This window comes from Alteromonas sp. CNT1-28 (assembly GCF_022348345.1).
Classification (GTDB): domain Bacteria; phylum Pseudomonadota; class Gammaproteobacteria; order Enterobacterales; family Alteromonadaceae; genus Alteromonas; species Alteromonas macleodii.
On sequence record NZ_JAKREZ010000022.1, the window covers coordinates 45,297 to 67,679 of the forward strand.

At 45.7% G+C, this 22,383-nt stretch carries 16 protein-coding genes; 3 read left to right on the forward strand and 13 right to left on the reverse strand.

What is annotated here, in order from left to right; all coding sequences use genetic code 11:
• Nucleotides 1-72: 72 nt before the first annotated feature.
• The 3 genes from MHN02_RS14105 to MHN02_RS14115 form a co-directional block, all read right to left on the reverse strand.
• On the reverse strand, nt 73-1,731 hold the full coding sequence (locus tag MHN02_RS14105) for an AGCS family amino acid carrier protein (protein WP_014949838.1): 1,659 nt from the start codon (nt 1,729-1,731) through the stop codon (nt 73-75).
• A gap of 109 nt (nt 1,732-1,840) precedes the next feature.
• Nucleotides 1,841-2,980 (reverse strand): M14-type cytosolic carboxypeptidase, encoded by a 1,140-nt coding sequence (locus MHN02_RS14110; RefSeq protein ID WP_239246776.1) that lies wholly within the window; start codon nt 2,978-2,980, stop codon nt 1,841-1,843.
• 169 nt (nt 2,981-3,149) lie between these two features.
• Nucleotides 3,150-4,595, reverse strand: coding sequence for a glyceraldehyde-3-phosphate dehydrogenase (locus MHN02_RS14115; RefSeq protein WP_014979588.1), 1,446 nt, complete (start codon nt 4,593-4,595; stop codon nt 3,150-3,152).
• 191 nt (nt 4,596-4,786) lie between these two features.
• Here MHN02_RS14115 and MHN02_RS14120 point away from each other — a divergent pair, with 191 nt between their 5' ends.
• Nucleotides 4,787-5,671 (forward strand): DUF2989 domain-containing protein, encoded by an 885-nt coding sequence (locus MHN02_RS14120; protein ID WP_343212225.1) that lies wholly within the window; start codon nt 4,787-4,789, stop codon nt 5,669-5,671.
• A gap of 152 nt (nt 5,672-5,823) precedes the next feature.
• Here the strand turns inward: MHN02_RS14120 and msrB are convergent, their stop codons facing one another.
• The 5 genes from msrB to malQ all read right to left on the reverse strand — a co-directional run bounded on the left by msrB (nt 5,824) and on the right by malQ (nt 14,909).
• Nucleotides 5,824-6,252, reverse strand: a complete 429-nt coding sequence (gene msrB, locus MHN02_RS14125; RefSeq protein ID WP_014949842.1) for a peptide-methionine (R)-S-oxide reductase MsrB — start codon at nt 6,250-6,252, stop codon at nt 5,824-5,826.
• Between the two features lie 99 nt (nt 6,253-6,351).
• On the reverse strand, nt 6,352-7,905 hold the full coding sequence (gndA, locus tag MHN02_RS14130; protein ID WP_014976813.1) for an NADP-dependent phosphogluconate dehydrogenase: 1,554 nt from the start codon (nt 7,903-7,905) through the stop codon (nt 6,352-6,354).
• A gap of 328 nt (nt 7,906-8,233) precedes the next feature.
• Complete coding sequence (gene glgX, locus MHN02_RS14135; protein ID WP_239246782.1) at nt 8,234-10,321, reverse strand: glycogen debranching protein GlgX; 2,088 nt, start codon at nt 10,319-10,321, stop codon at nt 8,234-8,236.
• 47 nt (nt 10,322-10,368) lie between these two features.
• The gene (gene glgB, locus MHN02_RS14140) at nt 10,369-12,552 is read right to left on the reverse strand and encodes a 1,4-alpha-glucan branching protein GlgB (RefSeq protein WP_171338492.1); all 2,184 of its coding nucleotides are present in this window, start codon (nt 12,550-12,552) and stop codon (nt 10,369-10,371) included.
• Nucleotides 12,553-12,710: 158 nt separating this feature from the next.
• Nucleotides 12,711-14,909, reverse strand: a complete 2,199-nt coding sequence (gene malQ / locus MHN02_RS14145) for a 4-alpha-glucanotransferase (RefSeq protein WP_198816780.1) — start codon at nt 14,907-14,909, stop codon at nt 12,711-12,713.
• Between the two features lie 237 nt (nt 14,910-15,146).
• Here malQ and gap point away from each other — a divergent pair, with 237 nt between their 5' ends.
• Nucleotides 15,147-16,142 (forward strand): type I glyceraldehyde-3-phosphate dehydrogenase, encoded by a 996-nt coding sequence (gene gap, locus MHN02_RS14150; RefSeq protein WP_014976817.1) that lies wholly within the window; start codon nt 15,147-15,149, stop codon nt 16,140-16,142.
• 172 nt (nt 16,143-16,314) lie between these two features.
• Entirely contained in the window at nt 16,315-17,166 is an 852-nt protein-coding gene (locus MHN02_RS14155) for a D-hexose-6-phosphate mutarotase (RefSeq protein WP_171338495.1), read from the forward strand.
• Nucleotides 17,167-17,288: 122 nt separating this feature from the next.
• On the opposite strand, the gene MHN02_RS14160 is transcribed toward MHN02_RS14155, so the two are convergent.
• From MHN02_RS14160 to zwf, 5 genes are all read right to left on the reverse strand, one after another.
• A complete protein-coding gene (locus tag MHN02_RS14160; RefSeq protein WP_014949849.1) occupies nt 17,289-17,933 on the reverse strand; it encodes a bifunctional 4-hydroxy-2-oxoglutarate aldolase/2-dehydro-3-deoxy-phosphogluconate aldolase in 645 nt (214 codons plus the stop codon).
• 3 nt (nt 17,934-17,936) lie between these two features.
• The gene (locus tag MHN02_RS14165; protein ID WP_014949850.1) at nt 17,937-18,890 is read right to left on the reverse strand and encodes a glucokinase; all 954 of its coding nucleotides are present in this window, start codon (nt 18,888-18,890) and stop codon (nt 17,937-17,939) included.
• Nucleotides 18,890-20,716 (reverse strand): phosphogluconate dehydratase, encoded by a 1,827-nt coding sequence (gene edd / locus MHN02_RS14170; RefSeq protein ID WP_014998717.1) that lies wholly within the window; start codon nt 20,714-20,716, stop codon nt 18,890-18,892. The genes MHN02_RS14165 and edd overlap by 1 nt, the downstream gene beginning before the upstream one ends.
• Before the next feature lie 9 nt (nt 20,717-20,725).
• A complete protein-coding gene (pgl, locus tag MHN02_RS14175) occupies nt 20,726-21,418 on the reverse strand; it encodes a 6-phosphogluconolactonase (RefSeq protein WP_014979596.1) in 693 nt (230 codons plus the stop codon).
• 1 nt (nt 21,419) lies between these two features.
• Nucleotides 21,420-22,383 (reverse strand): glucose-6-phosphate dehydrogenase (zwf, locus tag MHN02_RS14180; RefSeq protein WP_239246785.1); only part of this gene is annotated, 964 nt, incomplete at its 5' end.

The following is a 22,383-nucleotide window of genomic DNA, read 5'->3' on the forward strand; positions in this document are numbered from 1 at the left end:
TTACCTGATAGCCAAGTTGCATTTCCCTTCAGTGAAACTCAAGAGGGGGCGATGCTTTAGGCAATACTCACCTTATTTTTTATGTCGAGACCAGTAGTCGTTAACCGTTTCTTTCATCTCTTTGCAAAGCAACATGATGCCGAACAAGTTTGGCAAGGTCATTACCACGATAGCCACAGCTGAAAGTGCCCAAACTAATGTGGTGTCAGAGAATGCAGCCCAAACGAAACCGGCGACGTAGATGACGCGATACGGCATTACGGAGCGAGGACCGAACAAATATGTCATAGCGCGATCACCATAATATGACCAAGCGATGGCGGTTGAGAACGCAAACAGCATAAGCCCAATTGACACGATATATTGACCGAAATCGCCAAAGAAACCGCGAGTAAAGGCAATGGTGGTGAGCGCTGCCGAGTGAACCAGTGACTTACCGCTTACTTCAAGGTTCTCTTTAACCGGCTTTCCGTCAACAATCTTAAGCGTGCCAGTAAACAAGTCTTCACTACCTACTGCATACTTCACGTCTTCTGCTACAGACCTAGCGTTAAGCAGTGTAAACCCATCGCTTACCGCCGTGCCGTTAACAACGGTAATTGAGCCAGTGTAAGGCTGTACATTGTTACCTTCAATTTCATTCAAGTAACCATATAGTTTGTTTACGTCATCCTGGTTCGAGTCGTCGTATTGACCTGCAACAAAGTACATGTCTGAACGATCGAATACGTTTTCGTGTTTTTCTTTCCACACGCCAGACGACAAAATAACCAAACCCGTTACGGTACAAATTAGAATAGTGTCGATAAAGGGTTCAAGCAGTGACACCATACCTTCTGACGCAGGCTCTTTCGTTTTTGCCGCTGCGTGAGCGATAGGTGCAGAGCCTTGACCCGCTTCGTTTGAAAACAAGCCTCGGTTAACCCCACGGTTAAACGCATAAGCTAATGAAGCCCCCAAGAAACCACCTGCGGCAGCTGAACCAGTAAACGCATCACCGATAACTGCGGCAAACGAAGGCCCAATGTTGTCTAGATTAGCGAAAATAACCGCTAGCGCACCGATAAGGTAGATAACAGCCATAACTGGAACAACACGCGCTGTAAACGCGGCAATGCGTTGGATACCACCAAGAATGACCAAGGCTAGAAGAATACCCAGTACACTACCTACCATCCAAGGCTCGAAGCCAAACGTTGCTTCGATACTTTGCGCGATACCATTACTTTGAGGAAGGTTTCCGGTACCAAATGAGCTGACTACCGTTGCAACAGCAAATGCAACCGCTAACCACTTCATGTTTAGGCGACGGTCCATGTAATACATAGGGCCACCGGCCATGGTGCCGTCTTCTGTCTTTACGCGATATTTGTGCGACAGAGTAACTTCAACGAATTTTGTTGTCATACCTAAAAAGGCGGTTACCCACATCCAAAATAGTGCAGCGGGGCCACCAAGGAAAATAGCGAATGCAACACCTGAGATGTTACCTGTACCTACGGTACCAGACAGTGCGGTTGTAAGTGCACGAAAGTGCGTGGTGTCACCTGGATCGCTTTCTTTATCAAACTTACCGGTAACAACCTGCCAGGCGTGTTTAAAGAAACGAATTTGCGGAAACTTAAGATAAACAGTAAAGAAAAGACCTACGCCTAACAGTACATAAGGAAACCAGAACGCGCCCCCTAAGAAACCATCGAGCATAGTTAGAAAACCATATAACCCTTCCAACGTTATTCCCCTTTTTTATTATGTTTAATTGTTGTTTTATTTTAATAATTAAAAGGCCTCTTTTTGTCGAGGCCTTTTTTGCGGAAGCTTTCGCTTCCTTATTCTTGTTTTATTGCTCTGATGCTTTTAGCTTTTTAACAACTGCATTCACACCAATAAGTAAATCTTCACCTAATTGACGGCTACGCTGTACCGACCAACCGTAGATATCGTCCGGTACATCTGCATTGTCTTTAAATGGCATTTCCACCGTATATGCCATACATTTAAATTTCTCGCCCACCGCATTTGACGCTACGGTTAAATTAGCCTTGCCTGGCTCATCTTTATCGTAACCAAATTCATCTTGAAACTCTGGCGTAGCGTTCAACAGCGTATCTTTAAACGTATTTTCAAGCATTTTGATGGTGTCATTGTAGCTAGGGATACCCTCACTTCCTGCGACAAAGTTGTACGGCAATGCCTCATCACCGTGCAAATCAAGATACATGTCTACACCAATTTCGCTCATTGCATTCAATACGTAAAGTACTTCTGGGCTTTTTTCTTGCGAAGGCGTTGCCCACTCACGGTTTAGATTGGTTCCTACAGCGTTGGTACGCAGATGACCGCGTGCGCTGCCGTCTGGGTTCATGTTTGGCACAATGTAGAAAACAGCATTATCAAGCAACTGTCGCGCCAAACCATCTTGCTCGTCGAGCAGACGATAAATAATACCTTCGGCACACCACTCGGCCATGGTTTCGCCAGGGTGTTGACGTGCCGTGATCCAGACTTTTTTCTTTTCTGGTGTTTCTTCACCGATAACCAGCATAGACATATCACGGCCATCAAGGGTAAGGCCTAGGAATTTGTGCTCGCACAGTAGTGACATCTGCGCGTCGTGCACAAGATCAAGGTGACGTTCGTAGCTAAAAGGAATGAAATACGCGAAGTACACACTTGGCTGTTCTAGCGTTAGTGAGAACGTAAGATTGTCACCGTCAAATTCGCTAGGAATTCTAAACCAAGTTTGACGGTCGTAAGACGCTAGAACGTTATATCCCTTCCAACCTTCTGGATACGCTGACTTAGCCAGATTACCAATCGTCATAGTGTGAGTTACAAAAGTTTCGCCCACTAAACGAAAATGGAACCACTGAGCAAATTCAGATTGGTTGTCGTTGGGAATGGTTAGACGGATATCGTCTGGTGATTGTGCGCTAACAACTTCAATGTTACCGCTGTCGAATTGACTGGAAATATGCATAGACTGTCGTTTTCCTCATTATTTGAGCGCTAATTTAGCATAGACGTAAACACAAATTCCACGCGCACAGCGGGTTTTGTACTATCGAAAGTATACAAAATGTTTACACCATCAAAAAACCGACCACTTAGGTCGGTTTTTTTATACAGTTAATTAAACTGCGTGTTGCTTAAAGCGGCAACGTAGGGAAACTTAGCCCTGCCATATCACGAACCACGCGCAGTACCTGACAGCTGTAACCAAACTCGTTGTCATACCACACATATAGTGTCAGGCGGTTATCTGCGGCGATGGTCGCCTGAGAGTCAACCACAGACGCAGCGCGAGAGCCGACTAAGTCTGTTGACACAATCTCTTTACTTGCCGTGTAGTCAATTTGGTGTTGAAGCTTTGAGAACAACGCGGTATCGCGCAAGAACTCGTTAACTGCAATGCGATCCACCGGCGTTTTAAGATTTAGGTTCAAAATCGCTAGCGACACATTAGGTGTAGGTACGCGGATAGCATTACCGGTAAGTTTACCTGCCAGTTTCGGGTACGCTTTGGCAACGGCTTTCGCAGCGCCCGTTTCGGTAATAACCATATTAAGTGGCGCACTACGTCCACGACGATCACCTTTGTGGTAGTTATCGATAAGGTTTTGGTCGTTAGTGTAAGAGTGAACGGTTTCAACGTGACCGTTTTCAATGCCATATTCTTCGTCTAGCGCTTTAAGTACCGGCGTTATTGCGTTGGTCGTACAGCTAGCAGCAGATACAATTGTATCTTCTGGTGTTACTTCTTCGTCATTTACACCGTGTACGATGTTCTTGATGTCACCTTTACCCGGGGCAGTAAGAATAGCTTTCGCTGCACCCTTAGCTTTAAGGTGTAGGCCAAGGCCATCGCGGTCACGCCAAATACCCGTGTTGTCTACGATGATAGCGTTATCGATACCATATTGCGTGTAATCCACTTCATCTGGGCTGTTGGCATAAATGACTTGAATGTATGAACCGTTTGCTTTTAGCGCGTTACGCTCGTGGTCAACTGTGATGCTGCCGTTGAACGGCCCATGCACTGAATCGCGGCGCAGTAAGCTTGCGCGTTTTTCTAGGTCGCCATCGCGCCCGCCACGAACCACAATGGCACGTAAGCGAAGCTTATTGTTTTTACCTTGGCGTTCAATAAGCAAGCGAGCAAGTAAACGACCTATACGGCCAAAACCATATAGTACAACGTCCTGAGGTTTCTGATCGTCCTCTTTATCGGCAACGTCGTTTAGTTTTTCGTTAAGGTAGGCCGTAAGGTCGTTGTTGTCGACCGCAGAACCGTAGTGAAAATCAAAAGCCAATTTACCAATATCAATTTGTGCAGGAGCAAGCTTCATGTTGCTCAAGGCTTCTAAAATTGGATAGCTTTCGCGTAGGCGTAGCTTAATACCTTCGTGCAGACGCACTTTGCGGTGCGCTTTAATAACATCAATAGCACTGGCGTTCAGTAGCGAGCGTCCATAAACCGAAATTTCAACTGCCTTATTGCGATACAATTTACCAATAAGGGGCAACATCATTTCTGCGTATTCCTGACGCTCTTGCCAGCTGCTTTGTAATTCCTGCTCAAACTGTTGATTCATGCTTCTGCCTTCATCGATATTAATTTAACGGTGTTGTCATTGTTGTATGCGCGGCCAATTTTTTGTGGCACAAACACACATAACTAATCCTAATTACGCGTCAGCTTTTTATTATTTTTAGGGTACACTAGGTGAGTTTTCGCCTGACGGTGACGAGCAGTATCTTAAATAAACAAGCAAGGAAGACCAAATTGTTGATAAGTTTCATAACCTCTATGAAAACTCTTATAACAGAGAGTTTATTTAGTAAGTTTCCAACAAAAGGTTATGTAGCGACGGTGTGGCTGGCAGCAGCGACAACACTGACGGGTTGTGGCGATCTTTTTGAACCTACTATCAGTGAAATTTGTGAATCTCACAGCGAGATTTGCTTAGATTTGAGTTTGGATGCCCGTTGTCGCGGCGAGCGAGCTGAGATTATTCGCTTGCGTTACTACAATCAAGATTCAAAAGACGACGCTTACAAGTACCCTCTTCTTCTAAACTTCGAAGAGTATCTAACCTGCGTCGAAGAAGTGCAGCATATCGAACACGTTAAACGCAAAGGCAAGGAAGCGACACGGCTAAAAGGCGTTATTACTGCTCAACGTGAAATTAAACGCCTAAGCCGCGAGACGAAAGAATCCCTTGATCCTTACCTTTCTTACTATCATTGGACACGACATAACGACAAAGAGGCTTTTCATCGCTTTGAGCGCTACGCTGCCAGCAACCGTGTAAGCGATCCAAAGCTACTGGTCGCACTGGCCTCTGTTCAGATTAAAACAGACCAAAAGCGTACTATTGAAACCTTATATCGCGCGCTAAGTTTATATACAGATAGCGACGATATTGATGTCAGCATCTTCTATTCGCTCGCGTCCATGGGACTGGATGTCGATAATTATCGTCTTGCTTATGTTTGGTATGGTGTGGCTGAAGCCTTTAACGAGAGACTTAACGACACTCAGCGTGTTCAGCTTGGACAACGCTATGCTCTTCCGGTAGACATTCTAGACAATATTGTTGATGAAATAGTCAGTAGCTTGAATAGCGCGACCTTTGACGCGGATTCGTTAAAACTGAACAAGCTCTGATTTTTTGAAACTCAATTACACAATTTCATTGGTAAATAATTAAAAAAACCGCCGTTTATGGGCGGTTTTTTATGATTGGATCTCTCTACTTTCCACATGAGGTCAAAATTTAATCAGATGTTTACCTTAATCAAGCGCTCACCTAGGGCTTTTTAACCTTTAATTTGTGTATCATCTTCGCCTTTAAAGGTCATAGATAGCGAATTTACGCAGTAGCGTTGACCCGTTGGCGCAGGACCATCTGGAAATACATGGCCTAAGTGCGAGCCACACTGCTTACAAAAAATCTCAACCCTACGCATACCGTGACTCAAGTCTTCTCTGTAATCTACATTACCGTCATCAAGCTGCTTATAGAAAGAAGGCCATCCACAACCAGCATCAAATTTAGTATCTGAGGGGAAAAGTGGCGCTTCGCAGCACTTACACACGTACAATCCATCTCGCTGCTCGTCTAGCAATACTCCAGTGAAAGGTCGCTCAGTACCCGCTTCGCGGCATACATAATATTCCTCGTCAGTGAGCTCAGTTTTCCAGTCTTTTTTAGCTACTGATGCGTTTGCTTTTTCATCTGTCGACATAACTTACCTCTTTAAACAAAAAAGGTGTATTTGAAAACAAATACACCTCTTAATAGTTTACGCTCAGTTATGAGCGCGTGTAACACTATTTAGTTCATACTATTTTTTGATAGCCGTTTGCGGACGTGCGGGATCACTCCACTCGATGTGATACTTTTTACCTGCTGGCTTATCTACTCGCTGATAAGTATGTGCGCCAAAATAATCGCGCTGGCCTTGCAGCAAATTAGCAGGTAACACAGCTGTGCGATATGAATCGTAATAGCTTAGCGCCGACATCATGGCAGGGCAAGGAACGCCAGCCAGTGTCGCTTGGGCAATAGACTCGCGCCAATCAGATTGGTACTGTGTAATTTGTTCTGCAAAGAATGGGTCCATAAGCAAGTTGGCTAAGTCTTCGTTATTCTCGTAGGCCTGAGAAATAGACTGAAGAAATACGGCGCGAATAATACAGCCCGCACGCCATATTTTAGCAATTTCACCAAACTCCAGTGTCCAGCCGTGTTCTTTACCTGCCATTGCCATTAACTGGAAGCCCTGTGCGTATGCACAGATTTTAGAGCAATAAAGCGCTTGCTCTAGCTTGTTGATGATCGACATTTTCTCATCATCGCTGAATGATGGCGCATCTGGGCCTGCAAGAACCTTGCTCGCAGCTACACGCTCGTCTTTCAAACTAGAAATACTGCGCGCGAATACCGCAGAAGTGATGGTCTGTGCCGGACTACCTACTTGTAATGCGCTTACTGCAGTCCAAAGGCCTGTACCTTTTTGACCTGCTCTATCTAAGATCACATCAACCAACGGCTGCTGTGTTTCTGGATCCATTTGCTCAAGAACTTCAGCACTAATTTCCATCAGGTAGCTATTCAGCTTGCCTTCGTTCCAGCGACGAAACACCTCTGCTATTTCAGCTGGCGCCATATGTAGCGCTTCGCGCATAACATGGTAAGTTTCGCAGATAAGCTGCATGTCGGCGTATTCGATACCGTTGTGCACCATTTTTACATAGTGCCCTGCTCCAACCGGACCGATGTAGGTCGCACATGGTTCGCCTTCTAACACTGGTTGACCTGGCGTATGGCTTTCTAATGGTTTACCTGTTTCTGGGTCAACCTTTGCAGCAATAGCTTTAAGAACAGGCTCAATGCGTGTCCATGCATAAGGGTTGCCTGAAGGCATAAGAGATGGCCCGAAACGAGCGCCTACTTCACCACCTGACACGGCGGTAGAGAAGAAGATAAATTTACCTTTGTACTGCTCTTCACGTGCAACAGAGTCTGTCCACAAACTGTTGCCAGTATCAACCACGATATCGTCAGCGTGAATTCCGGCGTCAATAAGATGATTGCAAACGTGGTCAACAGGATCGCCAGCAGGCACAGAGATAATAATAAGATGCGGGGCTTTTAACTTGCTTAAAAGCTCGGTGTAAGAACTGCAGCCTTCAACACGAGGCTCAGTATTTTCAGCTCTTTCGCTCGCGTCTTTGGCAAGAATAGACTCAACTTTGTTTTGGTCTAAATCGAAACACGCTACACGATAGCCATGGTCCACTAGGTTCATGGTAAGGTTACTACCCATCACCCCTAAACCGATAAAACCAATGTCACACGACTTGTCTTCGTGCGAATTACCACCTTTCTTTTGCATAGGAACACCCTCACATTTCAGATGGCTGCGCATGATACCACCTGAAAGAATAAAGAACAGTCTAAGCTAACAATTTAGTGCGCAGTGGTGTAATTGTCACCAGCGGTAAACATTAACGGGTTTTGTAAGCAAGTTTAGCCGAGACTTTGGCACGCATTCAGCACCTGCGTTATGCGCTTTTACCCATGCTGTATGAAATTCACACAAAGGTAAAGACTCTGTTTCCTATTCAGCTAAAGTGCACTGGGTAAAGTGCCGTTTAGCGGCACTCTGAAATTCGTTAACGGCACTCTTAACCAAGTATAAGGTCGTATTGTAAGCCATTATTCTATCCAGAGAACTGAGAGAAACTGAACAAGGTTAGCGATTTGCTGGCCTGTAAAAACACCTTCTGAATGCAAATTGAAGGCTGTTCTTCAAGAGAGCTGTAGCGCGTATCCAGGTGCATGGTCCACCCTCCCCTGGGTATGACAGAAGGTAGGTGAAAACGCACGTCGCTTTCACTTGCATTAACACACAAGAACCAATGCTCTGGCTTCTGTTCGCCCGTTACGCAACCTTTTATTTCCACACCAAACGCTTTGTTATGATGCGCATTCCAGTCTTCAGACGCTTTGTCAGAACCATCGGGCTTATACCAATTTATTTCTTTTACATTTCGTGAGAGCGTAAAAGTATCATCATGCAGCTTTAGTTCGCTTAACAGTGAAGAGGACTGACGCAAGCGGATCACATATTGGCAGAAGCTAAGAAAATCTTGCTTGCGCTTGTTTAATTCCCAATTCATCCAGCTAATAGGATTATCCTGACAATAGGCATTATTATTGCCATTTTGGGTGCGGCTTAATTCATCGCCACCAAGAATATGCGGTGTACCTTGCGAGAAGATCAGCGTTGCAAAGAGATTGCGCTTTTGACGTTCACGCATAACGAGTATCTGCTCGTCATTCGTTTCCCCCTCAATACCATAATTGGCAGACAGGTTGTGTCCATGGCCATCTCGATTTTCTTCTAAGTTATCGAGATTGTGACGCTCGGCGTAGGTCACCATATCGTGCAGCGTGAACCCATCGTGATATGTCACGTTATTTACCGACGTACTGATATGTCGATGGCCTTTGTGAAATATATCCCGTGAGCCCATTAAGCGGGTAGCAAAGTCCGCGGTAACGCCATCGTCTCCACGCCAGAAGGCGCGCACCGTATCGCGGTATTTATCATTCACCTCCAACCACGGAGACGGGAAGTTACCCACTTGGTAGCCTCCAGGCCCAATATCCCAGGGTTCGGCAAGCAATACTTTCTCTTTTAAGACAGTATCGCTATTAATGGCTCTCAATAGCCCAGATTTTTTACTATATTCTTGTGGCTCTCTTCCCAAGCATACTGCTAAATCGAAACGAAAGCCGTCAACGCCAATTACGGATACCCAGTGGCGCATGGCATCTAAAATAAGTCCCATCATAAATGGCTGCGCGGTATTTACCGTGTTACCGCAGCCTGAGTGGTTGGAATAAACCAATTCTCCGTTTTTCGTTTGCTCTAATAAGTACGCTTGGTAAGGGCAAAACCCCTTATAAGAAAGAATAGGACCGCCATTGCCTGCCTCTGCTGTATGGTTAAATACCACATCAACAATGACCTCAAGTCCGGCTGTATGATAAGCATCAACCATAGACTTCAGTTCAGCAAGCGCGTCTGACACACCGTAGCGTGGTTCAGGCGCAAAGAAGTTAACCGGGTTGTATCCCCAATAATTAGTTAAGCCTTTCTCTGTTATAAATGGTTCAGGCATGAATGAGCACAACGGCATAAATTGCACCGTGGTTATGCCTAATGCTTTGAGATGCTTGATGACACTCGGATGGGCAGCACCGATGAATTTGCCACGATGTTCTTTAGGTACATCGGGGTGGAGTTTTGTGAGCCCTTTAATATGTGCTTCGTAAACTACTCGCTTGTGTTTCGGGATAACAGGCGCGCTAACATGACTGGGCGCATAGTCATTTTGATCAATTACTATGCACTTGGGGATCATAAACTGAGAGTCATGTTTGTATTGCCTAGCGTCCCATTTTATTGCGCGACTAATTTTCTTGGCATAAGGGTCGATCAGCAGTTTGTCGGTGGGTACTGCATGCAACCCTCCCTCACCGCGTTCTACGCGATAACCATAGTATTGTCCTGCGCTAACGCCGCTAAAGTAGCCATGCCAGACATCACCGGTTTTCTCAGGCAAAGGATGCTCACTCACCGCCTCTTCTGTGTCACTATTGAAAAAACACAGCACGACCGCCTTCGCATCGGGCGCGTATACGGCAAAATTACACCCATCTTGTGTAACTGTTGCGCCAAGTGGATATGCCTTCCCCATTCCACTTTCTACAATTAGTGCGGTGTCTCGAATTTCGTTCACTTCGTTCTCAATTTATCTCTTCACTAGGGCGTGTCGCCCTAGTCGGATTAATCCACATTGGCAACATAAAATACTGTGGCTAGCGGCGGTAACGTGATTTCTGCAGAGTGTGTACGCTCATTCCAAGGTATGGTTTGCGTATTTACAGTAGAAGCAACGTCGTAGTCACTACCCCAATATGCACCATCATCTGTATTTAATGCTAGCGTCAGCGTGCACGCATCATCTACGCCTATTCTGAAGTTCTGACGAGGCACAGGCGTAAAATTAGATACCACATATACTTTTTGCCTCGCATCTTTTGACATACGAACAAATGAAACTACGCTTTGGTCTGCATTATTGTGGTCCAACCAAGCAAAGCCCCCTGGTTCGTGGTCTTGCTCGTAAAGCGCTGGCGTAGACGTATAGAGGTGGTTGAGCGCCTTATAAAGCGCTTGAATGCCTTTGTGCTTTTCGTAATCGAGCAAGTGCCAGTCTAAACTACTGTCATGGTTCCATTCTCGTGCCTGCGCAAGCTCGTTCCCCATAAAGTTAAGCTTCTTGCCGGGGTGGCCGTACATAAAGCCCGCGTAACAACGCAGGTTAGCGGCTTGCTGCCATTCATCGCCAGGCATTTTATGCAGCATGCTGCCTTTGCCGTGTACCACTTCATCGTGCGAAATCGGCAGCACAAAGTTTTCGTCAAACGCGTAAACCATGCTAAAGGTAATATCGCCATGGTGATAGTTGCGATAGGCGGGGTCTTTAGCGATGTAGTGCAATGAGTCGTGCATCCACCCCATGTTCCACTTAAAGCCAAAGCCCAAACCACCATCAAATACTGGACGAGAAACCTTGGGAAACGACGTTGATTCTTCGGCAATAGTCATGGCGTCAGGGAAGTGCTTGTACACTTCTTCATTCATCCATTTCAGTAAGCTGATGGCTTCGTAATTTTCGTTGCCACCATCCACATTCGGGATCCACTCTCCGTCATTGCGTGAATAGTCGAGATAAAGCATGGATGCCACTGCATCAACCCTGAGTCCGTCAACGTGAAATTTGTCTAGCCAAAACAATGCGTTTGCAACTAAAAATTGACGAACTGTGTCTTTGCCGAAATCGTAAATACAAGAATTCCAATCCGGATGCCAACCTTTTCTCGGATCTTCATATTCATAAACACAAGAACCATCAAATCGCGCCAAGCCATGGCCGTCTTCTGGGAAATGCGCAGGTACCCAGTCGATAATTACGCCTATACCTGCTTGGTGGGCCTTATCAACAAAGTATTTAAATTCATCTGGGTTTCCAAATCTACTCGTTGGTGCGAACATTCCCACGGGCTGATAGCCCCACGAACCGTCGAAAGGAAACTCGGAAATAGGCAGCAGTTCAACGTGAGTGTAACCCATATCGCTGACGTAGCTTATTAAGTCATCGGCAAGCGCTTTGTAAGTAAGGTAGCGCGCATCAGTATCAATACCCGGGCGCTTCCAAGAGCCAAGGTGCACTTCATAAATGCTCATTGGGCTGTTGTACTTGTTCCCCTTTCGCTTTTCCATCCATGCACTATCATTCCACTCATAGTTATTGTGGTTGTAAATTTTCGAAGCATGAGAAGGATACTGCTCTGCACTGAAGCCAAGTGGATCAGCCTTGTGAGGTAGGTCGTGGCCGTGTGCATCTTTAATGTGATACTTGTAGCGCTCTCCCTCTGCGAGTTCTGGCACAAACAGTACCCAGTATCCCATAGAGGTCTTTTCCATAGGATGCGTGCGCCCATCCCACTGATTGAAATCGCCAATGAGCGACACCGTACTCGCATTGGGCGCGAAAACGCAGAACCTGACACCTTTTACCGAATCGCCTTGTGATGAAGTGAGTGTTAAAAGTTGCGCGCCCGCTTGCTCGTACAAATTTGAAGGCTTGCTATCGATGTAGTGTACCGCATGGTACGCCTGCTCGGAGAATTGATAAGGGTCGATATAGCCCTTATCGTCATTTAAGCCTTCGGCGATAACACGATAAATTTCACCCTGATATTCTTTAGGTAATGGTGTTTCAAAAAGACCATTGTTGGAGGTCGCGGTTACATTTGCTAGCGCTGTATTCTCCCATTTAATCGTTATTTGACTGGCATTGGGGTGCCAAACGCGAAGTATCGATTCTTGTTTATTGGTAATTACACCTAAATGGGAAAACGGCTGTGAACATAATACCTGTTCAAACTGCTGCGCTAATTGCATTCGCTACTCCTAGTAAAAACCCGCATGGCAGCGGGTTGAATTGTGAGCTTAAATGCGTTGACCACATTTAAGCTCTGTCTAGTACCGTACTGATACTCTATCTTACTCGTTTAAGTTACCCAAGCAACATACTATTACCCTTTATTCGATAATAGTAATTAACCTTGACTTGCTTGCTTTCTGGCGAGAGTAAGTTTAGACGCTAACTCATTTATATCATGTCTATCGAACATCGACTCGATATTCTCGGTTAGCTTTCTTCGCCAGTTCGGATACTCGTCAAATGTGCCCGGAATATTTACCGGCTTATCCATTTCTAACCAGTCTTCTAACTGAAGGCTTAACAGAGCACTTGAACCACCAGCCATGTGTACCTGCATACCGTTATTCAATTCACGATTCATCCCTGTATAGTTAACATCGTGACCCACGTTGTCGCCAATTGAGCCGTGGCCGTGCAAAGTATCTAAAATCGCCTGTTTGTTTTCGTGACGATCCGCATAAAGCGTTTGTAGAATTTCTTCTGTTGGATATAGCCCTATCTCTTTGCCTAACTCTAAATCTAGACAGTGCCAGTAACCAATCAGCGTCGGCATATCGTGAGTAGTCAATGTTGACATAGACTGAACAGGATAATGGCTAGGTGAGAAGAAACCACCGTCTTCGGCTTGTTCGAAGAAAAATACGCGGTATGAGTACACGCCATTATCGGCAAGCTTACTGCGAATTTCTTCTGGTACAGTACCCAAGTCTTCACCAATAACCAGGCTTTGATTACGGTGACTTTCTAGCGCTAAAATACCAAGCAAATCATCTACAGGGTAATAAACGTAACCACCATCTTTTGCATTATCACCTTTCACTACCCACCATAAACGCAGCAACGCCATAACGTGATCGATGCGCAGTGAACCCGACGACGCCATGTTAGACGCAAACAAGTCAATAATAGGTTGATAACCCTGTTCATACAACTTACGAGGGTCCATAGGCGGCAACCCCCAGTTCTGGCCTAGTGGGCCTAAGATATCCGGTGGAGCACCTACGCTTGCGCCCGTGCAGTATAGGTCTTTGTTACCCCAAATTTCTGCACTGCCTTCGCTCACCCCTACCGCTAGGTCGCGATAAAGACCAATAGTCATACCCGCATCTGTAGCTTTACTACTTGCAAGTTCAAGCTGCTGCGCCGCAATCCACTGCAAGAACAAGTAGAATTTAACGTCTTGTTCGTTAGCGCGCTTAAACTTGGCAACGGCTGGGTTGTGATAGTCTTTATATTCTTGTGGAAATACCGGCCACCCCCAGCTGTCTTTACCTTCAGCTTTTAGGTGCGATTGCAAGGCATCGTACACTGCCAACATATCTAAGCTTTCACCGCCCGCTTCCACAAACGCTTTAAACGCTTTATTTTGTTTGGTGTTTTTACGAAGGTATTTGGCATCATAGGCATCAAATACCGCTTTAAGGGCGGCCAATTTCACATGAGCTACCGCTTCATAGTCTACATGTTCTACATTACGTGCATGTTCCAAGGTAGCTTTAAACTCATCACTGCTTACTACCGCTTGTACTGATGCATCCTCGAAGCCATCAATGGCTGTCACATCGATATACAAATAATTAAGCCAGCGACGTGAGCTTGGTCCATAAGGCGAGCACGCATTAGGGTTTGCAGGGTAAAGCGCGTGAATAGGATTAAGCCCGATAAAGTCTGCGCCCACACCAGCGGCTTTTTCAATAAGCAGAGCTAAATCAGAAAAGTCACCAATTCCCCAGTTCTTTTCACTGCGAACGCAGTAAAGCTGAACGCTTAAGCCCCATATTTTTTTACCTTCTCTGATCTCTTTCGGTGTATAGCACGCTTCTGGTGCCACAATTAAGCGAGAACGCGCAAACTCATCGTCGTCAGCGCTTAAGGCTACATCGTGGTACCCAAGAGGTAAATCCAAAGGTAGGGTTAACACGTATTCATGAAACTCGACATCGTCGATATGCGCCATTGTCGTCATTTCTTGGTCGACTGGAGTAAATTGGTGAGTGAGCACGTCACCATTTTCACAGGTAACCGTTAGCGTGTGGTCATCGTTTACTAACTCGATAGGCAAACGAACTGCTAGGTTGATTTCTTGGGTATTGCGAACTACTTGAACAGGATTTAACGGCGACAACCATACCGACTTTATATCTTGTGTAATTTGCGACTGAATTTTTTCGTCACTGCTGGTGTCATAGCCAAGTGTGTTGAGCAGTTTTGCTTTACTTGATTCTGCGATGGTTGCTGGTTTTCCCCATGCGTCGACGTATTGGGTTTCTATTCCCCGCATTTCAACCAGTTGTTGCAGAAGTTGTTGTGTCATGGTGTGTCATTCCTGTTATTCGGTGAAAAACGCACTCGCCAGAGGTTTAAAGGTGCGTCTGCAAACAAATTTTTAACATTATTCTAGAAACAAAGGCTTCGCGATATGTGAATACGATTGCAATAGCGCTAATTCGTAATTTTGCAACACTTTTGCTTTTTATTTTGCTAATTATGGCATTTTGATCCATACTTTACGTAATTTATTTTCATTTTATTTAAATAATCGGGGTACGTTATGACAATTCGCATCGGTATCAATGGTTTTGGCCGTATTGGACGCCTAGTAATGCGCGCAGCAGCCGAGCGCAACGACATCGAAGTTGTTGCAATAAACGACTTACTAGACACGGACTACATTGCTTATCTTTTGAAATACGACTCTACACACGGTCTATTCGACGGTGAAGTTACAGTAGATAACAATAGTCTAGTTGTAAATGGCAAAACTATCCGCATTACTTCTGAAAGGGATCCAGCAGCGCTTAAATGGGACGAAGTAGACGTTGACGTAGTTGTTGAGTCGACAGGTTTATTCCTGACTAAAGAAACTGCCGCGAAGCATATTGAAGCTGGTGCGAAGAAAGTTGTAATGTCTGCACCGTCTAAAGACGACACGCCAATGTTTGTAATGGGTGTTAACCAAGAAAGCTACGCTGGCGAAACTATCGTTTCAAACGCGTCTTGCACAACTAACTGTCTTGCTCCACTTGCCAAAGTGCTTAACGATAAATTTGGTATCGTGGACGGCCTGATGACGACCGTTCACGCGACTACTGCGACTCAAAAAACGGTAGATGGCCCTTCAATGAAAGATTGGCGTGGCGGCCGCGGCGCGGGTCAAAACATCATTCCATCGTCAACTGGTGCTGCAAAAGCCGTAGGTAAAGTTATCCCTGAGCTTAATGGTAAGTTAACTGGTATGGCTTTCCGTGTACCTACCCCAAATGTTTCAGTAGTAGACCTTACTGTAAATCTTGCGAAGCCGGCTAGCTACGATGAAATTTGCGCAGCGATGAAAGAAGCCTCAGAAGGCGAGCTGAAAGGTATCATGGGTTACACTGAAGATGCGGTTGTGTCTAACGATTTCCTTGGCGATGCACGCACATCGGTATTTGACGCCACAGCAGGTATCGCGCTTACTGACACATTTGTTAAGCTAGTATCTTGGTACGACAACGAATGGGGCTACTCAAACAAGGTTCTAGACCTTGTGGCTCACATTTCTAAGTAATAAACAAAATATAAAACAAATAGTTAAACTATTTGTTTCAAAATTGAGTTAATCTAAAGGTGCAAACATTATGTTTGCACCTTTTTTGTTGTCTCATATAAAGACGGTTTCCAGCGATGCCTATTTTCCCGTCATCTATTAGTAAGTTAAGTATTCAGTCCAAGGAGGACTTATGTCACCTGTGAATTCAGTTACCGTTAGCGAGTCTAATGGCCTCACCTTTTTAGATGTGGATAACGCTTTCGCCACAGCGCGTATAAGTTTATTTGGTGGCCATATTTTGTCTTTTGTTCCTAAAAGCGATAACAAAGAGCGGCTATGGGTAAGCCCACACGCTTATCTAAATGGAGAGCGTCCAATTCGCGGTGGAATACCTGTTTGTTGGCCATGGTTTAGCGACGACCACGGGAGGGAAAAAGGTTCCCTGCCCTCTCACGGCTTTTTAAGAACCCAAGTGTGGAAACTAATTCATTCAGAAGATACAGAAAGCGGAACAACGATTACGCTTTCGCCAAGCTTTACCCGAGCTGAAGGGTTTGAAAACGATTGTAACGTGACCATGGTAATTACAGTTGGTGAGACGATGGACGTCGCGCTAACTACAGAAAATACGGGGGTTGTACCATTCGAATTTAACTGTGCGCTACATACATATTTCCACGTTGATCACATTCAACATACCAAAATAACTGGAATTGAAGGTCAATATAAAGACAAACTTGACGACTGGGGACTTAAGACGACACCGAGTCCTTACACTATCACAGGCGAAACGGATCGCATTCATGTTGCGCCGATTAAAACAGCAGAAATTGAAGTCGAAGGCAACACGTTTACGGAAGTGGTATCCGACGGCAATGACTCTTTGGTAGTGTGGAACCCGTGGTTAGGCGCCGCGTCTATTTCAGACATGGACCCATTTGGCTATAAGCATATGTTGTGCGTAGAAACATCGCTAACTCAGGGAAAGACACTGTCCCCCGGTGCTAGCCACACACTGAAACAATCTATTGTTCCGAAGTAAATTATTTGAAGTGCAAGCGCAATTTCGCTGACACTTCGGAAGGTAGACAGTCGCAGTTCACGATCAAGAGATATAAAAAAACCTGCCAATGAGCAGGTTTTTTCATTTAAAGGTTCAGCAAATTACTGTTTAGCACCCGCAACAGCTTCTTTTGCTAGCTGCGTAATACGCGCCCAGTCACCTGATTCAATTGCGTCGTCAGGGGCAAGCCACGAACCACCTACACATTTAACGTTGTTAAGCGCTAAATAGTCATTGTAGTTGTTTGGACCAATGCCACCCGTTGGGCAAAACGTCACATCAGGGAAAGGACCACTGATTGACTTAATGGCTTTAACGCCACCTGAAGCCTCTGCTGGGAAGAATTTCATGTGGGTATAACCCGCATCTTTACCCTTCATCAAATCAGAAGTTGAAGAGATACCAGGGATAAGTGGAATTTCTGAATCCATACCCGCTTTTAGCAAATCAGCCGTCATACCTGGGCTAATTGCGAACTTAGCGCCCGCTTCAACTACCGCTTTAAGCTGTTGGGCGTTAGTCACGGTTCCAGCACCAATTAGCGAGTCAGGCACTTCTTGTGCAATTCGCTTAATCACGTCAATAGCAGCAGGGGTACGTAGCGTTACTTCTAGTACTTTAATACCACCTTCCATCAGCGCTTTTGCCAGAGGAACCGCTTTTTCTACGTCATTGATTACCAAAACAGGTACAACTGGACCGGCCGCAAAAATTTCCTCTGGAGAGTATTTCCATTTCGTTGTCATAATTTAGCTCGCTGTATTTTGATTCAGATATGCAGCCGCACCCAATAAACCATGATCAGGTTCTGCAATTAAATAGGTGGGAATGTCTTTCACGTAGTGCTTCATTTGCCCTTTCGCTTCAAAACGCGCTCTAAAATCGCTATTTTGAATAAATTCAGGGAAACGGTTAGCAATGCCACCACCAATGAAGATGCCGCCCGTGGTTGCCATGTTAAGTGCTAAATTACCCGCAAAGCTTCCCATAATTCGGCAGAATTGGGTAAGCGTCGCTTCAGCAATTTTACAGGTACCGTTCAGCGCAGCGTCAGTGATTTGAGCCGGCTCGGTAAATACAACTGGTGCTGATGCGTGGTTTGCTAGCGCGGTGTAAATATTATGCAGGCCGCGTCCAGACATTACTTCTTCAGCAGAAGCACGTCCTAAGGTAGATTGAAGGTGACGCCATACGACAACATCGGTTTCATCTACCGGTGCAAAGTCTACGTGACCACCTTCTCCGTCTAGCGTCTGCCAACCGGTTGAGGTCATCGTGATATGTTCAACACCTAATCCCGTACCTGGCCCAAAAACAGCGATGTTGCCATTTTCTTTCGCTGTGCCTTCACCAATTTGCACCACTTGCTCTTCGCCTAATACAGGCAATGAGTGCGCTACGGCAGTGAAGTCGTTAATAACGAACAACGCATCTAGTTTAAGCTGCGAGCGAAGCGCATTTTGCGAAAATGCCCAGCTGTGATTCGTCATCTCGACTTGATCGCCCAATACTGGACATGCAATAGCAATACAGCCCTGCGAAAAGCTGTATTCCGGCATGTCGCTAAAGTATTGTGCAATAGCAAGGTCAATGCTGGCAAAATCATTACACATGTATTTCTTGATGTCGGCCACACCTGATTCGGTTACCCTTGCAACGCGAATATTCGTACCGCCAACATCAGCCACAAACTTCTGGCTCATTATGCTTGCTCCTGCGTGTAAAACAGTGAACATGCACCCTCTTCTGCACCTGTCAGAATAGCGCGCATACCCGCAAACATTTCACGTCCCATTCCAACGTGATGCTTAGCTAAGTTCGCTGGCGCTGCTTCACGTGCAGCCAGTGTTTCATCATCCACATGCAGTGTTAGTGCACCAGTTTGTGTGTTTAGCTCGATAATGTCGCCCTCTTGCACTTTAGCAAGTAGACCGCCTTTATAAGCTTCTGGAGTCACGTGGATAGCTGCAGGAACTTTACCTGATGCACCAGACATACGACCGTCAGTAACTAGCGCCACTTTAAAGCCGCGATCTTGAAGCACACCAAGAGGTGGCGTTAAGCGGTGAAGTTCTGGCATACCAATCGCAGAAGGACCTTGGAAGCGAACAACTACAATGCAGTCTTTGTCTAGCTTGCCAGACTTAAACGCGTCATCCAGTTCAAACTGGTCTTCAAACACAACCGCTGGCGCTTTGATATTACAGTGAGGCGTGCGAAGCGCTGAGGTTTTGATAACGCCACGACCAAGATTGCCGTCAAGTACACTCAAACCACCATCTGGCTTAAACGGAGCGTCAACAGTTGCTAGCACTTCTTTATCAAGGGATTCAGTTGGGCCATCTCGCCATTCTAATTCGCCGTCTTTAAGCACAGGCTCTTTAGTGTAGAAGTCTAAGCCTTCACCACAAATAGTCTTAACGTCGTTATGTAGTAGACCCGCATCAAGCAGCTGTCTAATTAGCAATGACATACCACCTGCTGCAACAAAGTGGTTAATGTCAGCTGAGCCATTCGGGTAAATGCGAGTAAGAAGAGGCACAGCATTAGAGATATCTGAGAAGTCGTCCCAATTTACGATGTAACCTGCAGCGCGAGCTACCGCAATAAGGTGCATGGTGTGGTTAGTAGAACCACCCGTAGCAAGAAGACCTACAAGGCCGTTCACAATGGCTTTTGCATCTACAATGTGACCAATTGGCGTATAGTTGTCGCCAAGGTCAGTTAGGCGTGTCGCTTGGACCGCAGCCGCTTTAGTTAACGCGTCGCGCAAAGGTGTGCCTGGATTAACAAACGACGAACCCGGAAGGTGCAAGCCCATCATTTCAACCACTAGCTGATTCGAGTTTGCCGTTCCATAGAACGTACAGGTACCAGCAGAGTGGTAAGATTGAGATTCAGCTTCAAGCAACGCGTCACGCCCTACTTTACCTTCGGCAAATTCTTGACGAACGCGGGCCTTTTCTTTGTTTGGAAGACCCGATGGCATTGGACCGGCTGGCACAAAAACGGTTGGCAAATGACCGAACGTTAGTGCGCCCATTAGTAGCCCGGGAACGATTTTGTCGCAGATACCTAGCATCAATGCGCTATCGAACATATTGTGAGAAAGCGCAATGGCAGCCCCCTGAGCAATGTTATCACGGCTCATTAGGCTTAAGTCCATGCCAGACTGGCCTTGTGTAACACCATCACACATAGCAGGTACGCCACCTGCGAACTGGGCTACACTGCCTACTTCTTTCACTGCTTCTTTAATTAACGCAGGATAAGTCTCGTAAGGCTGGTGCGCTGAAAGCATATCGTTATACGCAGACACAATAGCCACGTTGGCTTTAGTCATTGAACGAAGGTCAGATTTTTCGCTTGTTCCACATGCTGCAAAGCCGTGAGCAAGGTTACCGCATGACAACACACCACGGTGTGGTCCTTGACGTCGTGCACTCTCAATTTTTTCTAGATACGCCTTACGCGTTTCTTTACTACGCTCGATAATTCGTTGCGTAACTTCAGCAATTTTTGGATTCATGTTTGTCTCCTATGGCGCCCACATCAAAGTAACCGGCGCACGGTTAACTACGGCGGTGATGGGCTTTTGCGCTTCGGTGGCATTTTCAATAGCGTCAAGTAAGACTTGTTTTTTCTTCTCGCCTGTTAAATGCAAAAAGATATTACGGCTATTGAGTAACGCAGGTAGCGTTAATGAAATACGTTGATGAGGTGCTGTTGTAGGTTGAACAGCGATACAGGTTCTGCCGCTGCTCATATCTAAGCCGTCAAGTACTTGCTCAGAGCAAGGGAAAAGCGATGCAGTGTGACCGTCTTCCCCCATGCCAAGAATCAATGCATCAAAAGGTTGCGACATGCTAGCCAAATTTGACTCTGCAGCATTTACGCCTTCGTTTGCATCATCAGCATCGCTTTTCAATTCGATAAAACGAGCTGCTGCGGCTTTATTTTGAATTAGATTATTTTTGACTAGGCTGGTGTTGCTGGCCTCGTGGCCCTCTTCAACCCAGCGCTCGTCAGCAAGGGTGATATCAACCTTATCCCACTCAAGTTCGGTTTCACTTAGTTGTTTGAAAAGCGCCAGAGGCGTGCGACCACCACTCACTACAAGCGATGCGCGACCACGAGTTTTAATACCTGTTTTTAAGATACTGACTAAGTCTTGCGCAAATGCGTCAGTCAATGCATCAGGTGTTTCGAATGATAGAGTTGTTAACGCCATATTACTTTTTCTTCCCTGTTTTGCTTTCGTACCAGCTGCGATTTTCGCGAGCAAGAAGACCTATAGAGTCTACCGGCCCCCATGTACCTGCTTGATACGGTTCTGGTGGCTCACTCGATTGCTTCCACGCTTCAAGAATTGAGTCTACCCATGTCCAGGCTTGTTCAATTTCGTCACGACGAACGAATAGCGCCTGATTACCCAACATAACTTCAAGAAGGAGTTTTTCGTATGCATCAGGAATACGCTCATCGGCAAACGCTTCAGAGAAACTTAGGTTTAACTTGGATTTTTGTAGATCCATAGAGCCTGAGCTGGTTAAGCCAGGTACTTTATTCATTACGGTGATTTCTACCCCTTCGTCTGGCTGTAGACGAATAACCAGCTTGTTTGGCGGAAGATTCTTGAAGCTGTCACCGAATAAGTTGTGCGGCTGACGCTTGAAGTAAATAACAACTTCACTCACCTTAGTCGGCATACGCTTACCTGTGCGCAGGTAAAATGGCACGCCGGCCCAACGCCAGTTGTCAATTTCAGCTTTTATTGCAATAAAGGTTTCAGTTTTACTCTGTGTATTGGCACCTTCTTCTTCAAGGTAACCAGGTACTTCTTCACCTTTAACAAAACCAGACGTGTACTGACCGCGTACCGTGCTTTCGTTAATGTTAAACGAGTTGATAGGGCGAAGCGCTTTAAGCACTTTAAGCTTTTCATCACGAATGCTGTCGGCATCTAACGTTGTTGGCGGCTCCATTGCAACCAAGCTTAGGATTTGTAACAAGTGATTTTGCACCATGTCACGCATTTGTCCCGCGTCATCGAAATAGCCCCATCGCCCTTCGATACCTACTGACTCTGCAACTGAAATTTGTACGTGGTCAATACAGTTGTGATCCCAGTTTGTTGCAAAAATAGAGTTAGCAAAACGAAGCGATACTAAGTTAAGTACCGTTTCTTTACCTAGA

Coding starts and splice junctions, on each gene's coding strand:
- edd (WP_014998717.1), bottom strand. CDS start 20,716: ATGAATCCAAAAATTGCTGAAGTTACGCAACGAATTATCGAGCGTAGT.
- glgB (WP_171338492.1), bottom strand. CDS start 12,552: ATGCAATTAGCGCAGCAGTTTGAACAGGTATTATGTTCACAGCCGTTT.
- MHN02_RS14160 (WP_014949849.1), bottom strand. CDS start 17,933: ATGACAACGAAATGGAAATACTCTCCAGAGGAAATTTTTGCGGCCGGT.
- gap (WP_014976817.1), top strand. CDS start 15,147: ATGACAATTCGCATCGGTATCAATGGTTTTGGCCGTATTGGACGCCTA.
- gndA (WP_014976813.1), bottom strand. CDS start 7,905: ATGCAAAAGAAAGGTGGTAATTCGCACGAAGACAAGTCGTGTGACATT.
- malQ (WP_198816780.1), bottom strand. CDS start 14,909: ATGACACAACAACTTCTGCAACAACTGGTTGAAATGCGGGGAATAGAA.
- pgl (WP_014979596.1), bottom strand. CDS start 21,418: ATGGCGTTAACAACTCTATCATTCGAAACACCTGATGCATTGACTGAC.
- MHN02_RS14165 (WP_014949850.1), bottom strand. CDS start 18,890: ATGAGCCAGAAGTTTGTGGCTGATGTTGGCGGTACGAATATTCGCGTT.
- MHN02_RS14155 (WP_171338495.1), top strand. CDS start 16,315: ATGTCACCTGTGAATTCAGTTACCGTTAGCGAGTCTAATGGCCTCACC.
- msrB (WP_014949842.1), bottom strand. CDS start 6,252: ATGTCGACAGATGAAAAAGCAAACGCATCAGTAGCTAAAAAAGACTGG.
- MHN02_RS14110 (WP_239246776.1), bottom strand. CDS start 2,980: ATGCATATTTCCAGTCAATTCGACAGCGGTAACATTGAAGTTGTTAGC.
- MHN02_RS14115 (WP_014979588.1), bottom strand. CDS start 4,595: ATGAATCAACAGTTTGAGCAGGAATTACAAAGCAGCTGGCAAGAGCGT.